Below are 15,780 nucleotides of genomic sequence, written 5' to 3'. Positions count from 1 at the left end.
ATGAAAAGGATAATAAACATACTGATTCTACTGTGCTGTATCGCATCCCTCTCTTCTTGTGGAAACTCCACAGAAGAGCGCAGCCGTGTACTGAAGATATACAACTGGGCGGACTACATCGATGAAGATGTGCTTGCCGAATTTCCCGACTGGTACAAGCAGCAGACGGGCGAAGACCTCCGTATCATCTACCAGGTGTTCGATATCAACGAAATCATGCTCACCAAAATTGAGCGCGGGCACGAGGACTTCGACGTCGTATGCCCCTCGGAGTACATCATCGAACGTATGCTTCGCAAAGACCTCCTGCTACCCATCGACCGCAACTTCGGCCACACGCCGGACTACATCCCCAACGTGTCGCCCTACATTCGCCACGAGCTGAACAAGACCTCGCAACCGGAACGCCAGACCGAGGACTATGCCGTACCCTACATGTGGGGCACCGCTGGCATCCTCTTCAACAAAAAGTTTATTACCGCCGAAGAGGCCGGCACATGGGACATCCTCTGGGACTCCAAAAACCGAGGCAAAATACTGATGAAGGACAGCTACCGCGATGCCTACGGTACCGCCATCATCTACGCCCACGCCCGGGAGCTGGCCGACAGCACCGTCACCGTAGAGCAACTGATGAACGACAACTCCCCGCAGGCCATCGCTCTGGCCGAGCAACGCCTCAAGGAGATGAAACCCAACATCGCCGGCTGGGAAGCCGACTTCGGCAAGGAAATGATGACCAAGAACAAGGCGTGGATTAACTTCACCTGGAGCGGCGATGCCGTCTGGGCCATCGAGGAGGCCGATGCCGTGGGTGTGGAACTGGACTACACCGTCCCCCGCGAAGGTAGCAACATCTGGTACGACGGCTGGGTAATCCCCCGCTACGCCCGCAACGTGAAGGCGGCAAGCTATTTCATCAACTACCTCTGCCAGCCTTCCGTGGCACTGCGCAACATGGATGCTATCGGCTACGTCAGCGCCGTAGCCACACCGGAAATCATGGAGGCCAAGACCGATACCACGCTCGACGTGCACTCCGACCTCAGCTACTTCTTCGGCCCCCTGCCCGGAGCCGACAGCCTGCAGATAGACCCGGTCCAGTACCCTGACCGCTGTGTAGTGGAACGCTGCGCCATGATACGCGACTTCGGCGACCGCACGGAACTGGTGCTCGAGATGTGGAGCCGCGTGAAAGGTGACAATCTCAACACAGGCATCGTGCTGCTCATCTTCGCCGTTTTCGGTCTGCTCTTCATCTGGCTGGTATATGCCAAGATACGAAAGTACAAGCAGAAACGCCGCCACCGTCTCCGCAGAAAGCGGAAAAGGGGATGAACAACACATTGTTTACCTAAAAACCCGTCAACGTGCAAGGAACAAAGAATCTGACACAAGGCCCCATCAACCGCCAGCTTTTCACGCTGGCAATGCCCATCATGGCCACCTCGTTCATCCAGATGGCCTACAGCCTGACGGACATGGCATGGGTAGGGCGTCTGGGCAGTGAGTCCGTGGCTGCAGTAGGTGCGGTAGGCATACTGACGTGGATGTCCGGCTCCATCGCCTTGCTCAATAAAGTGGGCGCCGAAGTCAGCGTAGGCCAGTCCATCGGTGCACGCAGCGAAGAGGATGCACGCAGCTTTGCTTCGCACAACATTACGATTGCCCTGCTCATCTCCGTCTGCTGGGGAGGTCTGCTCTTCCTTTTCGCCCGCCCCATTCTGAACATCTTCGAGCTGAAACAGCATATCACGGACGCCGCCGTGACTTATCTGCGCATCGTGTCGACGGGACTGCCGTTTGTCTTTCTCTCCGCTGCCTTCACGGGCATCTACAACGCGGCAGGACGAAGCAAGATTCCGTTCTACATCAGCGGAACGGGACTGATTATGAATATCCTCCTCGACCCTCTGTTCATCTTCGGCTTCGGTTGGGGAACAGTGGGCGCGGCACTTGCCACATGGCTTTCCGAAGCTACAGTATTCGGCATCTTCGTCTACAAGCTCCGGGAGAAAAGCGCCGTGCTCGGAGGTTTCTCCTTTATCGTTCCGTTGAAAAAGAAGTACACCCGGCGCATCTTCAAGCTCGGGCTGCCCGTGGCTACGCTGAACACGCTATTTGCCTTCGTCAATATGTTCCTCTCGCGCACCGCCTCGGAGCAGGGAGGACACATCGGACTGATGGCATTCACCACCGGTGGACAAATCGAGGCCATTACCTGGAATACTTCGCAAGGATTCTCCACGGGGCTGAGTACGTTCATCGCCCAGAACTATGCCGCGGGGCAGAAGTCGCGCGTGAAGCAAGCATGGCGCACCACCATGTGGATGACGGGCGTATTCGGAAGCCTCTGCTCACTACTGTTCATCTTCTTCGGCAGCGAGGTGTTCTCTATCTTCGTACCCGAGGCCGAAGCCTACCGTGTGGGCGGAGATTTCCTCCGCATCGACGGCTATTCGCAAATGTTCATGATGATGGAAATTACCATGCAGGGCGTGTTCTACGGACTGGGACGGACAGTGCCGCCTGCCATTGTCAGCATCGGATGCAATTACATGCGTATTCCGGTGGCGTTATTGCTGGTGCACATGGGTATGGGAGTGGATGCCATCTGGTGGGCAGTAAGTGGAACGACCGTTGCCAAAGGTCTTATACTGACAGCCTGGTTCGTCCTCATCAAAAGGAAAATTCTCTAAAAAAGGACAGAACTGGCGAACTTTAGAAAGAAGAATATGGTTATTATATACATAAATTTGCAACATTAAAGATAAAGTCAACTTTTAAAGAAAAAGAGTTATGAAGAAGATGAAATTTACAGTATTACTTTTGTGCGGCGCATTGCTGCTGGGCAGTTGCGGCACAATGAACAACAAGGCCAAAGGTGGAATAATCGGCGGTGGCTCCGGTGCAGCAGCAGGTGCCATTATCGGCGGACTGATAGGTAAAGGCAAGGGGGCAGCCATTGGAGCTGCGGTAGGTGCTGCAGTAGGTACGGGTGCCGGCGTTGCCATCGGACACAAGATGGACAAGAAGGCTGCCGAAGCTGCCAAGATTGAAGGCGCCCAAGTGGAGCAGGTGACGGATGCAAACGGCTTGCCGGCTGTCAAAGTATCCTTTGCGGCAGGTATTCTTTTCGGCTTCAACTCCGCAGCACTGAGCAACGAGGCAAAGGCTTCCCTGCGCGAACTCGCACAGATTCTGAAGGAAGACCCGACAACCGATATCGCCATCATCGGCCATACCGACAAAGTGGGTACTTACGAAGCCAACATGAAAGTTTCCAAGAACCGCGCCTATGCCGTAGAGAACTATTTGCAGGATTGCGGCGTATCTCCGGCCCAGTTCAAGAAAGTGGAAGGCGTGGGATACAACGAATACGACGAAAGTCTGTCTGCCGACCAGAACCGACGCGTAGAGGTATATATGTATGCCAGCGAACAGATGATTAAGAATGCGGAGGCGAATAATTAATGTGCTAATGTGATTAATGTGCCAATTAGCACATTGGCACATTGATCACATTGGCATATTAGCACATTAATCACACTGGCACTCTCTCCATGAAACTCCCGAAGCCTTTGCGGTTCCTCCGCAACATCATATTATTCTTCTTTATTTCCACTATCCTAGCGGTAGTGGCTTATCGTTTTGTACCCGTCTACATCACGCCACTGATGGTTATTCGCAGCGTGCAACAGGTCTTTAAGGGTGAAAGTCCATGCTGGCACCACACTTGGGTATCTTCCGACAAGATATCCCCTCACCTGCCTATGGCCGTCATTGCCTCGGAAGACAACCGGTTTGCCACACACAACGGATTCGATTTCATCGAGATACAAAAAGCGATAAAGGAGAATGAAACAAGAAAACGGAAACGGGGCGCAAGCACCATCAGCCAGCAGACGGCAAAGAATGTATTCCTATGGCCCCAGTCTTCCTGGGTACGTAAAGGACTGGAAGTCTACTTCACCGTACTAATAGAGTTCTTCTGGTCCAAAGAACGTATCATGGAGGTCTATCTCAACTCCATCGAAATGGGGAAAGGCATCTATGGTGCACAAGCTGCCGCCAAATACAAGTTCAAGACCACCGCCGCCAAGCTCTCTGCCGGACAGTGCGCACTAATAGCGGCAACATTGCCCAACCCCATACGCTTCGACTCAGCACACCCCTCCCCTTACATAAAGAAAAGGCAAGGACAGATTCTACGATTGATGAAACTGGTACCCAAATTCCAGCTAAATGAGAAGCGGACAAAAGAATAAGAAGAGGATGTATCAAAACAGTTAATAGCACACAGATGACACATCCTCCTTTAATTTTTAATTCTTAATTTTTAATTAATACGCGTGTCCTCCCTCTTCCATCTCCTTCGCATCAATCTTGCGATTGTCGATGCTGCGCCAAGCGTAGAAGATGTAGGCAAGAACGAAAGGAACAAGGATAGAGACATAAGCCATAACCTTCAGTGTGAACTGGCTCGAGCAACTGTTTGCCAACGTGAGTGAGCTTTGCAGGTCGTGGGTAGAAGGATAATAGGCCGTATTGTTATAGCCTGCCACAAGCAGCAGTGCCAATACCGTAAGCACCGTCCCTGCACCGGCAAACCAGATACCCTTGTCGAATGCCGGCTTCCACAGCGTGCGGATAATGCCCCAGAGCACAGCCACCACACCAACCAGGAATACAAGCAGCACTACCGGCATCTGCAGGAAGTTCGTCAGATACTTGTAGGGCTCCATGAACACCTCTCCCGTTTCCGGGCGTACAGCATAGCCGTCGGCAAGCAGCGTGCGGATGACGAAGGCCAGGAAGAATACCAGGAACAACGCCGTATTTCCCCAGAGTGCCCGGCGGCAGCGTTTCACCAAATCATCCTCATTGATATTATTAATAAAATAAAGCGCTCCCAAGATACGTGCCAGAAAGAACACAGCCAGCCCCAGCACCACATTCCACGGATTAAGCAGCGCATCCAACCCATGCCAGCCGTTAGCCCATTGGCTGATAACCGGCATTGCCGCATCTGCGATATTCCCTTTATTGATATAGAAGTTAGACCCCGTGAAGAACGTAGCAACCGCCCCACCCAGCAATACCGGACCTACTACTCCGTTTATCACCAGGAATGTGCGATACGTTGTCTTGCCCAGCAGATTTCCCGCCTTGGACTGAAACTCGTAGCTGACAGCCTGCAACACAAAGCTGAACAGAATAATCATCCACAGCCAATAGGCTCCTCCGAAACTCGTACTATAGAACAACGGAAACGAAGCAAAGAACGCGCCTCCAAACGTGACGAGCGTTGTAAACGTGAACTCCCACTTCCGTCCCGTAGAATTAATCATCATCTTCTTCTGCTCCTCCGTCTTCCCCAGACAGAACAGAAGCGAATTACCTCCCTGCACGAACAGCAGGAATACCAGCAGTGCTCCCAGCAAGGAGACTACAAACCACCAATAGTGTTGAAGAAATATATAAGCATTCATTGTGAGTTATGAGTTATAAGTTATGAGTTATGTGACGGTGTGTGCGTTTCGGTTTCCGGACCTTTGCGAATGGCCTTCAGCATAATTCCCACCTCAGCAATCAGCATGACAGTGAAAAGTACCAGGAAGATAAAGAACGTGGTCTGCACGGAGCCTACATCCAGCTTAGAGATGGCGGCACTCGTGGGCAGCATATCTTGGATGGCCCACGGCTGGCGACCACACTCGGCAACCACCCATCCGGCTTGTCCAGCCAGATAGCCCAGCGGAATGGTGAGCATAGCCACCCAATGCATCCATGACATCCGCGACAAGTCTTTCTTATAGGCCAGGAACAGCACCACAATAAAGAAGAGGATGAAGTATCCACCCAACATCACCATCACACGGAACATGTAGAACGTAAGGGGCACATTGGGCACCAGCTCGTTCACGTCCTTGATATAACCGTAACCGAAATAGGCTACATTATCTTTCAACACTTTGGCAGCCACCTCTGCATCCGCCTCATTGCCCGCAGCCTTGGCTGCACGATAGGCGGCAAACGCACCGATGGCCGTTTTTCCTTTTTCTATTTTCTCTTCTGCCGAAAGCGCTACGGTACCGTCCCTCAACGGATATCCGCCTTTCAGCAGGTCATTGATGCCGGGAACAAAAGCATCCATCTTGCGCTCGGCAAGCAGCGACAGCATCTTCGGAATTTCCACACGGAAAAGGAATGGGTCTACTCCGTCCTGCGGTGTCTGCTTGGCAGGATTCAGCAGCCCGAACGCTACCAATCCGGCACCTTGCCGCCCTTCATAATAGCCTTCCATAGCAGCCAGCTTCATCGGCTGCTTTTGCGCCACCTGATAGCCCGAGCCATCACCCGTCCAGGCAGAGAGCACAGCGGCACACAGACCTACCCATGCGGCAATCTTTACACTTGCCAGCGCAAATTTCTTCTCGCGCTTCTTCCACAGATACCAGCAGCTTACGCCTACTACAAACACGGCAGCCAGCACCCAGCCGGACAGCACGCTATGGAAGAACTTATTGACAGCCATCGGCGAAGTTGCCACAGCCCAGAAGTCCACCATCTCGTTGCGTGCCGTATCGGGATTGAACTCCATACCTACGGGATTCTGCATCCACGCATTGGCAACCAGAATCCACCAGGCAGAAATCGTGGCGCCCAACCCCGTGAGCCAAGTAGATGCCAGGTGGAAACGCTTGCTCACCTTATCCCAGCCGAAGAACATGACGGCGATAAACGTTGCTTCCATAAAGAAAGCCAAAATACCCTCGATGGCAAGCGGCGCACCGAAGATGTCGCCCACAAACCAACTGTAATTACTCCAATTCGTACCGAATTCAAATTCCAGAATAATACCGGTTGCTACACCAATAGCAAAGTTGATACCGAAAATCTTCATCCAGAATTTGGCAGTACGTTTCCAAAATTCGTCACCCGTACGGTAGTACGCTGTCTCCATGATGCCCATAATTACCGCCAGTCCAAGTGTCAGCGGCACAAAAATCCAGTGATAGATGGCGGTCAAGGCAAATTGGGCTCTCGACCAGTCAATCAGGGAAGTGTCAATGTGTCCAAGCATAAGAATCAAGTTATGAGTTATAAGTTATGAGTTATTAAGTTTTTAAGTTATCGGGTAAGAACAGAGAGACACGGAGAATTTATAAGGGCAAGGAAATAAACTCTGTGTCTCCGTGTTTAGTCGCCCAGACTCCGATGGATAAGCTCATTACTGACATAGCCTTCCTTGTCATCGCCCACCACGGGGGTATTCAGAAACCGTGGGAAGAAGAAAAGGCGGAGAATGAAGAACATGATGAACAACTTCACAAGAATGATAAGCCACAAAGTACGCCCTAACGTCATACTTCGAAAACCTTCCAAATAAAAACGCCAAATGTTTACCGCAGTCTGTTTCATGCCGATAAAATTATAATGATTACAAATATAAAATACTTTTATATAAAGAACAAATAAAAAGGTGAAAAGTTGAACAGAAAAAAGACTTCTCCCATTCATCGGTACAAAAAAGATTTTAGGCGAGGAAAATTCACTCAACGTCTATCACTTTTGCAATCCTTTCTCCACCCCACTACATTTGCAAATGTAAAACCATAGAATAACGAAGATATGACGAACGTAAAAAGATTGACAGTGATAGCGCTATGTATGGCAAGCTGCATGGGAGTGGCCGCCCAAAACGGCACTTCCACGCAGATACCCGGCAGTTCCGAGCAGCCAGCCGACAGCCTGCCCGCCCAATGGGACTTGCAAGCGTGCATCGACTATGCCTTGCAGCAAAACATCACCATCCGCAAGAACCGCCTCAGTGCGGAAAGTGCCCAGGTAGATGTAAAGACCGCCCGAGCCGCTCTCTTCCCCAGCCTTTCGGCCAGTGTGAGCCAGCGTGTCGTGAATCGCCCGAAGAGCGAGACAAACACCACCATCGACGGCGACAACATCACCAGCAGCCAGAGCAAGACTTCCTATAACGGCAGCTACGGCATCGATGCCAACTGGACCCTCTACAACGGCGGGAAGCGCCTCAACACCATCAAACAACAGCAACTGAACAACCGCATTGCCGAACTTAGCGTAGCACAGAGCGAGAACAGCATCGAAGAAAGTATCGCACAAACCTACGTACAGATACTCTACGCCGCCGAAGCCGTGAAAGTGAACGAATCGACCCTGGAAGTGAGCCAAGCCGAATGCGAACGCGCCCGCCAGCTTCTCGAAGCAGGAAGCATAGCCAAAAGCGACCTGGCACAACTGGAAGCGCAGGTAAGCACCGACAAGTACCAACTGGTGACCGCACAAGCCACCCTGCAAGACTACAAACTACAACTGAAACAACTCCTGGAACTGGACGGCGAATCCGAGATGAACCTCTACATCCCCACACTCGGCACGGAAAACGTACTGGCACCCCTGCCCACCAAAACGGACGTTTACCGTTCTGCCCTCGTGCTCCGTCCGGAAATAGAAGCCGGCAAACTGAATATACAGACATCCGACCTCGACATCAAAATTGCCCGCGCTGGCTATCTGCCTACGCTGAGCCTCAGCGCCGGCATCGGAACCAGCCATGCCAACGGCAATGACTTCACCTTCAGCGAGCAAGTCAAACAGAACTGGAACAACTCGCTGGGCTTCACCGTAAGCGTGCCTATCTTCAGCAACCGGCAGACCAAGAGTGCCGTAGAGAAAGCCAAGATTCAGAAGCAGACCAGCGAACTGGACCTGCTGGACGACCAAAAAACGCTGTACAAGACCATCGAAACCCTCTGGCTCGATGCCAACAGCGCCCAGCAGCGCTACGCCGCCGCCACAGAGAAACTGAAAAGTACGCAGACCAGCTATGAACTGATTCAAGAGCAGTTCAACCTGGGCATGAAGAATACCGTAGAACTGCTGACTGAGAAAAGCAATCTGCTCAGCGCACAGCAGGAGACACTGCAAGCCAAATACATGGCCATACTGAATATGCAGCTACTGAAGTTTTATCAAGGAGAAAAAATCGAATTATAATACCTTATATATATGAACAAAAAAAGAATCATCCTCATTGCCGTAGCTGCCGTAATCATAGTGGGCGGCGGCGTATGGCTCTTCGGTGGTGCCAAGGCCAAGCACAAGGTGACCTACGCCACAGCAACCATCCATAAAGGCGAGATTTCCGAATCCGTAACCGCCACGGGGACCATCGAACCGGTGACGGAAGTGGAAGTGGGTACCCAGGTGAGCGGTATCATCGACAAGATTCATGTAGACTACAATTCCGTAGTAACCAAAGGCCAACTCATTGCCGAGATGGACCGCGTGACACTGCAAAGCGAACTCGCTTCGCAACGCGCCGCCTACAACGGTGCAGAGGCCGAATACGAGTACCAGAAAAAACTCTACGAGCGCAACAAGACGCTGAACGAAAAGCAGCTCATCGCCGCCACGGACTATGAGCAGTCCGTCTATAACTACGAGAAGGCCAAGAGCAACTACGAAAGCAGCCAGGCATCACTGGCAAAGGCTGAACGCAACCTCTCCTACGCCACCATCACCTCTCCCATCGACGGTGTAGTCATCAGCCGCGACGTGGAAGCAGGACAGACCGTGGCTTCCGGCTTCGAGACACCGACACTGTTCACCATCGCTGCCGACCTGACGCAGATGCAGGTTGTGGCCGACGTGGACGAAGCGGACATAGGCGGTGTGGAAGAGGGACAGCGCGCCACGTTTACCGTAGACGCCTACCCGAATGACGTGTTCGAAGGAGTGGTCACACAAATTCGTCTGGGAGATGCCAGCTCAAGCAGCACGTCGAGCACCAGCACCAGCACGGTTGTGACCTACGAAATAGTCATATCCGCCCACAACCCTGACCTGAAACTGAAACCACGCCTGACGGCCAACGTCACCATCTTCACCCTCGACCGCAAAGACGTACTGTGCGCTCCTGCCCGTGCCCTGCGCTTCAACCCCGAAAAACCGCTTATCGGCGACAATGATATCGTGAAGGATTGCGAAGGGGAACATAAACTCTGGACCCGCGAAGGCAACACCTTTACCGCCCATCCGGTGAAGATAGGTATCTCCAACGGAGTCAACACGGAAATTATCAGCGGCATTAACGAAGGTACCGTAGTGGTGACCGAAGCCACCATCGGCAGCATGCCCGGCAGCGGCGCTCCGGACATGAGCCAGGAAGCTCCCGGAGGTGAGAAGAGTCCGTTCATGCCTGGCCCTCCGGGAAGTAAGAAGAAGAGCGGAAAATAATACAAAAAAAGAATTATGAATAAAGCAGTCATTGAACTTCAAAATATCAAACGCAACTTCCAGGTGGGGGACGAAACCGTGCATGCCCTGCGCGGCGTCTCGTTCACCATCCGTGAAGGCGAGTTTGTCACCATCATGGGTACATCGGGCTCCGGAAAGTCGACTTTGCTGAATACCCTCGGCTGCCTGGACACGCCCACCAGCGGCGAATACCTGCTGGACGGTATCTCCGTACGCACCATGAGCAAGCCTCAACGCGCCGTACTACGCAACCGTAAAATCGGCTTCGTATTCCAGAGTTACAACCTGCTGCCCAAAACCACTGCCGTGGAAAATGTGGAGCTACCGCTGATGTATAACTCCTCCGTCTCGGCTTCCGAAAGGCGGAGACGTGCCATCGAAGCCCTGCAAGCCGTGGGGCTGGGCGACCGACTGGAACATAAGTCCAATCAGATGTCCGGCGGTCAGATGCAACGCGTAGCCATCGCCCGCGCCTTGGTGAACAATCCCGCCGTTATCCTGGCAGACGAAGCTACGGGTAACCTGGACACCCGTACTTCTTTCGAGATTCTGGTACTGTTCCAAAAGCTGCATGCCGAAGGACGCACCATCATCTTCGTCACCCACAACCCCGAAATAGCCCAGTACAGCAGCCGCAACATCGTGCTGCGCGACGGACAAATCAAGGACGATACCATCAACACCCAAATCCAGAATGCAGCCGAAGCCCTGGCAGCATTGCCTAAGCAGGAGGAGGAATGAGGGATAAGGGATTAAGGATTAGGGATTAATTTTAAACTTTCCATTAAAACGATATGAACGGAACAAACCTTTTCAAAATAGCCTTGCGAGCCTTGAACAACAACAAGCTGCGCGCATTCCTCACCATGCTGGGCATCATCATCGGCGTGGCGTCCGTCATCACGATGCTTGCCATCGGACAAGGTTCGAAGAAAAGCATCCAGGCGCAAATCTCCGAGATGGGCTCCAACATGATTATGATTCACCCCGGTGCCGACATGCGCGGCGGTGTCCGCCAAGACCCCAGCGCCATGCAGACCTTGAAGCTGACCGACTACGAAGCCCTGCGAAACGAAACCAACTTTCTGGCTGCCGTCAGCCCCAATGTCTCCTCCAGCGGGCAGCTCATCGCGGGCAACAACAACTACCCCTCCTCCGTGAGCGGCGTGGGCACGGACTATCTCGAAATCCGGCAGCTCAGCGTGGAGAACGGCGAGATGTTTACCGAAGCCGACATACAGACCTCTGCCAAGGTGTGCGTCATCGGAAAGACCATCCAAGACAACCTCTTTCCCGGAGGAGAGGACCCTGTGGGACGTATCATCCGCTTCAACCAAGTGCCCTTCCGCGTGGTGGGCGTGCTGAAGTCCAAAGGCTACAACTCCATGGGCATGGACCAGGACGACGTAGTGCTTGCCCCTTACAGCACCGTGATGAAACGCCTGCTGGCACAGACCTACCTTAGCGGCATCTTCGCCTCCGCCCTCACCGAGGACATGACGGACAATGCCACCGACGAAATCACCGAGATACTGCGCCGCAACCACAAGCTGAAGGAGAGTGACGACGACGACTTCACCATTCGCAGCCAGCAGGAACTCAGCACCATGCTGAACTCCACCACCGACCTGATGACCACGCTGCTTGCCTGCATAGCCGGCATTTCGCTCGTAGTGGGCGGCATCGGCATTATGAACATCATGTACGTATCGGTGACGGAACGCACGCGCGAAATCGGCCTGCGCATGAGTGTAGGCGCCCGCGGTGTCGACATCTTGAGCCAGTTCCTCATCGAAGCCATTCTTATCAGCATCACCGGAGGCATTATCGGTGTCATCATCGGATGCGGAGCCAGCTTGATAGTGAAGGGCGTTGCCCACTGGCCCATCTTCATCCAGCCGTGGAGTGTATTCCTCTCCTTCGCCGTATGTACCGTCACCGGAGTGTTCTTCGGTTGGTATCCCGCCAAGAAAGCTGCGGACCTCGACCCGATAGAGGCCATACGCTACGAATAACCTTTTCTCCCTTGCCGGAAGTTAGCCAAATAGTTCTTAAGTATTAGGAAAAAAGTTTCCGGCAATAGGGAAAAAAGTTATGCGAAACTAAGAACAATCTCTATCCCAAGCCTTGGGATAGACATCCGCAAGCTTGGGATACATATCCGCAACCTGGAAACGCTTATCCGCAACCTGCGAACAGAGATTTGCTTCGCAGGCAGCGGATATTTCCAATATCCACCTAAAATCCGTATCTTTGTATCATGATGAAACAACAGCTCCCTAACCCACGCCGCCGCGGCATCGAAACCCTGATACACATCATTGTCTGGGGTATCGTCATCGGTTTCCCCTTTCTGATGATGACACGCAGCGGCTTCAATATCAGCCTTGCGGACTATCTGCGCCACGGTAGCAGCAGTACCCTCTCATTCTTCCTTGTATTCTACATCAACTACTGCTTCCTCATTCCCCGCTACTTGTTCGAGGGACGCATCCGGCAGTATCTCCTGCTGAACACACTGCTCATCATCTGCATTACCACCGGCGCCCACCTTTGGCAAGAATACACATTCCAAAACCATATGCGCGGCGATGATGACGGTCAGCACATGGGGCCTCCCAAATGGATATTCATCTTGCGCGACGTCTCGACCATGATTCTCACCGCCGGCCTCAGCGCTGCCATCAAGCTGAGCCGCCGCTGGGCGCAGATGGACGCCGCCCGCCGCGAAGCCGAGAAAAGCCGCACGGAAGCCGAGTTGAAGAACCTGCGCAACCAGCTCAACCCGCACTTCCTGCTCAATACGCTGAACAACATCTACGCCCTCATCGCCTTCGATGCCGACAAGGCACAGACTGCCGTGCAGGAACTGAGCCGACTGCTGCGCCATGTGCTGTATGACAATCAGCAGAACTTCGTCACCCTGGACAAGGAGATGGACTTCATCCGCAACTACATCGAACTGATGCGCATCCGTCTCTCCGCCAACGTCCGTGTGGAAACAAAGATAGACGTCCGACCGGACAGCCGTACGGAAATAGCTCCGCTCATCTTTATTTCCCTCATAGAGAATGCCTTCAAGCATGGCATCTCCCCCACCGAGCCCAGCTTTATCCGTATCCACTTCAGTGAAAGCCCCGGAGAGATACATTGCGAAATAACCAACAGCTATCATCCCAAAAGCGTGGCAGACAAGAGTGGAAGCGGCATCGGGTTGGAACAAGTGCGCAAGCGTCTGGAGCTGACCTATCCCGGCCATTACGACTGGCAGCAAGGAGTGAGTGAGGACATGAAAGAGTATAAATCTATTTTAATTATAAAGATATGAATCTGAAGTGCGCCATTGTAGACGACGAGCCCCTCGCCCTGGGGTTGCTGGAAAGCTACGTCAACAAGACCCCGTTTCTAGAGTTGGTCGGTAAATACTCCAGTGCCGTACAAGCCATCAAGGAGTTGCCCGAGAAGCACATCGACCTGCTTTTCCTCGACATCCAGATGCCCGAACTGAACGGACTGGAATTTTCGAAGATGGTCGATTCCGGCACCCGCATTGTCTTTACCACCGCCTTCGACCAGTATGCCATAGACGGCTACAAAGTCAATGCGCTGGACTACCTGCTGAAACCCATCTCCTACGTCGACTTTCTGCAGGCTGCCAACAAGGCTGTGCAATGGTTCGAATTGCTGCAACAGTCCAAGGAAGAGATTCAGAGCATCTTCGTAAAGAGCGAGTATAAGCTGGTGCAAATCGAATTGAGTAAAATTCTGTACATAGAGGGGCTAAAAGACTATCTCAAAATCTACGAGGAGGATTCTCCCAAGCCTATCCTGTCTCTCATGAGCATGAAGGCAATGGAGGAACTTCTGCCTGCCTCGCGTTTCATGCGCGTCCACCGTTCCTACATTGTTCAGAAGAATAAAATACGTATTATAGACCGTGGCCGCATCGTGTTCGGAAAGAATTACATCCCGATAAGTGACAGCTATAAACAAGCTTTTCAAGAATTTTTAGACCAAAGAAGCTAAAAAAATCGACTAATCCGTCGATAAAATCGGAAAAAACGTCGATTTATTATAGAATCCTTTTGCATATTAAAATATGTTTTTTTATCTTTGCACCGAACAGATAGGAGTTGTGAAACTCCCCCAATAGAATAGTTTAGTTAAGTCTAGTTTAGTTTTTGTGTGAAGCACTTCCTCCGTAAGCGAACGCTGGAAGTGCTTTTTACATATCAACACTATTTAATCCACAAGCAGAAAAATTATCAAAGCAAATTTAAAAAACTATATATAACTACATATCAAACACCAACATAACATTCATTTTCTTATCTTTAATACAGAAACAAGTGGGCACGCATGTTTTATGATTTTACTAATCACATCTGTATAATGTTAGTTTCGCGACAACCATTATACGGTAATAATCTTGTAAATTATGGAAATCAAGAAAACATCCAAAGCAAGCCTGGAAAACAAGAAGTCAAGTTGGCTACTTGTAGGTTATGTAATTGTGCTGGTCTTCATGTTCGTTGCATTTGAATGGTCGAAGCGTGATGTTAGGATTGACATGAGCGGTGCTATTACCGAGAACGTATTTGAGCAGGAAATTGAAATTCCTATCACGGAGCAACCCGAATTAGTAGCTCCGCCACCCCCTCAAGCTCCTGCAATTGCCGAGGTATTGACAATTGTGGATGATAATGACAATGTGAAAGAAACAGCCATTGCCTCTTCCGAAGAAATCGGTGAAGCTGTAATCATCAAACCCATATCTCCAACCGTAGATGAAGAGATTCCGGTAGAGGATGAGATTTTTGAAGTTGTAGAGAAGAATCCCGAGTTTTCTTATAATGGCATGAGTCTGATGCAATATCTGGGTAAGAGTATAAAATACCCGACTATTGCACAAGAGACCGGAACCCAGGGGCGCGTAATAGTACAATTCGTTGTCAACAAAGACGGCAGCATCGTAGATGTAAAAGTAGTAAGAGGCGTAGATCCCTATCTGGACAAAGAAGCTATCCGTGTGATTTCCACCATGCCCAAATGGAAACCCGGTGAGCAACGAGGCAAACCGGTCCGTTGTAAATTCACAGTTCCCGTAATGTTTAAATTACAATAGCAGACATGCCAGTGTCCACTTTCCACTTGTCTTCATAAGGTAATCTCCAATATCCGAGGGTGTGTCGAAACTGGTATTCACCACAGATTACACAGATTTGCACAGATAAGCATCTTTGATTATCAGTAGATTAAGCTCATTCTGTGTTAATCCGTGTAATCTGTGGTGAATTTTGACACACCCCCATTTTTTTAAGTATCAACACAGCCATTTCCTTCTTCCATATTTTTCTTTCCGCAGAAAAACAAAAACATTCAGCCCTCTCAGACTGTTACATAGAAAAACAATATATCACTCCTGATAAAACCACACGATCACTACTGTCCCGTAAAAGTGGATAAATAGTTCTTTGAAAT

The 15,780-nt window shown here is 51.2% G+C and carries 14 protein-coding genes; 11 read left to right on the top strand and 3 right to left on the bottom strand.

The window, feature by feature from the left end; genetic code table 11:
* The 4 genes from DW096_RS00070 (at window position 1) to mtgA (ending at window position 4,268) form a co-directional block, all read left to right on the top strand.
* Window positions 1–1,338 carry an ABC transporter substrate-binding protein gene (locus DW096_RS00070; protein WP_172685028.1) on the top strand — a complete coding sequence of 446 codons (1,338 nt, stop codon included), beginning with the start codon at window positions 1–3 and terminating at the stop codon, window positions 1,336–1,338.
* Window positions 1,339–1,370: 32 nt separating this feature from the next.
* Entirely contained in the window at window positions 1,371–2,699 is a 1,329-nt protein-coding gene (locus DW096_RS00065; protein ID WP_118930848.1) for an MATE family efflux transporter, read from the top strand.
* A 100-nt stretch (window positions 2,700–2,799) separates the two neighbouring features.
* The gene (locus DW096_RS00060; protein WP_035448184.1) at window positions 2,800–3,474 is read left to right on the top strand and encodes an OmpA family protein; all 675 of its coding nucleotides are present in this window, start codon (window positions 2,800–2,802) and stop codon (window positions 3,472–3,474) included.
* Between the two features lie 89 nt (window positions 3,475–3,563).
* Window positions 3,564–4,268, top strand: coding sequence for a monofunctional biosynthetic peptidoglycan transglycosylase (mtgA, locus tag DW096_RS00055; protein ID WP_005828075.1), 705 nt, complete (start codon window positions 3,564–3,566; stop codon window positions 4,266–4,268).
* Window positions 4,269–4,343: 75 nt separating this feature from the next.
* Here the strand turns inward: mtgA and DW096_RS00050 are convergent, their stop codons facing one another.
* From DW096_RS00050 to DW096_RS00040, 3 genes are all read right to left on the bottom strand, one after another.
* Window positions 4,344–5,492, bottom strand: a complete 1,149-nt coding sequence (locus DW096_RS00050; protein WP_005828073.1) for a cytochrome d ubiquinol oxidase subunit II — start codon at window positions 5,490–5,492, stop codon at window positions 4,344–4,346.
* 20 nt (window positions 5,493–5,512) lie between these two features.
* A complete protein-coding gene (locus DW096_RS00045) occupies window positions 5,513–7,087 on the bottom strand; it encodes a cytochrome ubiquinol oxidase subunit I (RefSeq protein WP_118930859.1) in 1,575 nt (524 codons plus the stop codon).
* A gap of 116 nt (window positions 7,088–7,203) precedes the next feature.
* Complete coding sequence (locus DW096_RS00040) at window positions 7,204–7,425, bottom strand: DUF4492 domain-containing protein (RefSeq protein WP_005836288.1); 222 nt, start codon at window positions 7,423–7,425, stop codon at window positions 7,204–7,206.
* A gap of 210 nt (window positions 7,426–7,635) precedes the next feature.
* Between DW096_RS00040 and DW096_RS00035 the strand changes: the two genes are divergently transcribed.
* The 7 genes from DW096_RS00035 to DW096_RS00005 all read left to right on the top strand — a co-directional run bounded on the left by DW096_RS00035 (window position 7,636) and on the right by DW096_RS00005 (window position 15,424).
* Complete coding sequence (locus DW096_RS00035) at window positions 7,636–9,036, top strand: TolC family protein (RefSeq protein ID WP_120027374.1); 1,401 nt, start codon at window positions 7,636–7,638, stop codon at window positions 9,034–9,036.
* A 12-nt stretch (window positions 9,037–9,048) separates the two neighbouring features.
* Complete coding sequence (locus tag DW096_RS00030) at window positions 9,049–10,278, top strand: efflux RND transporter periplasmic adaptor subunit (protein WP_117879010.1); 1,230 nt, start codon at window positions 9,049–9,051, stop codon at window positions 10,276–10,278.
* A 15-nt stretch (window positions 10,279–10,293) separates the two neighbouring features.
* The gene (locus tag DW096_RS00025; protein ID WP_005828066.1) at window positions 10,294–11,040 is read left to right on the top strand and encodes an ABC transporter ATP-binding protein; all 747 of its coding nucleotides are present in this window, start codon (window positions 10,294–10,296) and stop codon (window positions 11,038–11,040) included.
* Window positions 11,041–11,093: 53 nt separating this feature from the next.
* Window positions 11,094–12,314, top strand: a complete 1,221-nt coding sequence (locus DW096_RS00020) for an ABC transporter permease (RefSeq protein WP_005828065.1) — start codon at window positions 11,094–11,096, stop codon at window positions 12,312–12,314.
* 245 nt (window positions 12,315–12,559) lie between these two features.
* Entirely contained in the window at window positions 12,560–13,627 is a 1,068-nt protein-coding gene (locus DW096_RS00015; protein WP_005828062.1) for a sensor histidine kinase, read from the top strand.
* Entirely contained in the window at window positions 13,624–14,325 is a 702-nt protein-coding gene (locus DW096_RS00010) for a LytTR family DNA-binding domain-containing protein (RefSeq protein WP_022401519.1), read from the top strand. The genes DW096_RS00015 and DW096_RS00010 overlap by 4 nt, the downstream gene beginning before the upstream one ends.
* 412 nt (window positions 14,326–14,737) lie before the next feature.
* Window positions 14,738–15,424 (top strand): energy transducer TonB, encoded by a 687-nt coding sequence (locus DW096_RS00005; protein ID WP_005828058.1) that lies wholly within the window; start codon window positions 14,738–14,740, stop codon window positions 15,422–15,424.
* Window positions 15,425–15,780 lie beyond the last annotated feature (356 nt).

It is taken from the genome of Bacteroides sp. AM07-18 (assembly GCF_003602695.1).
Lineage (GTDB): Bacteria > Bacteroidota > Bacteroidia > Bacteroidales > Bacteroidaceae > Bacteroides > Bacteroides uniformis.
This window is presented reverse-complemented; position numbering and strand designations above follow the sequence as displayed.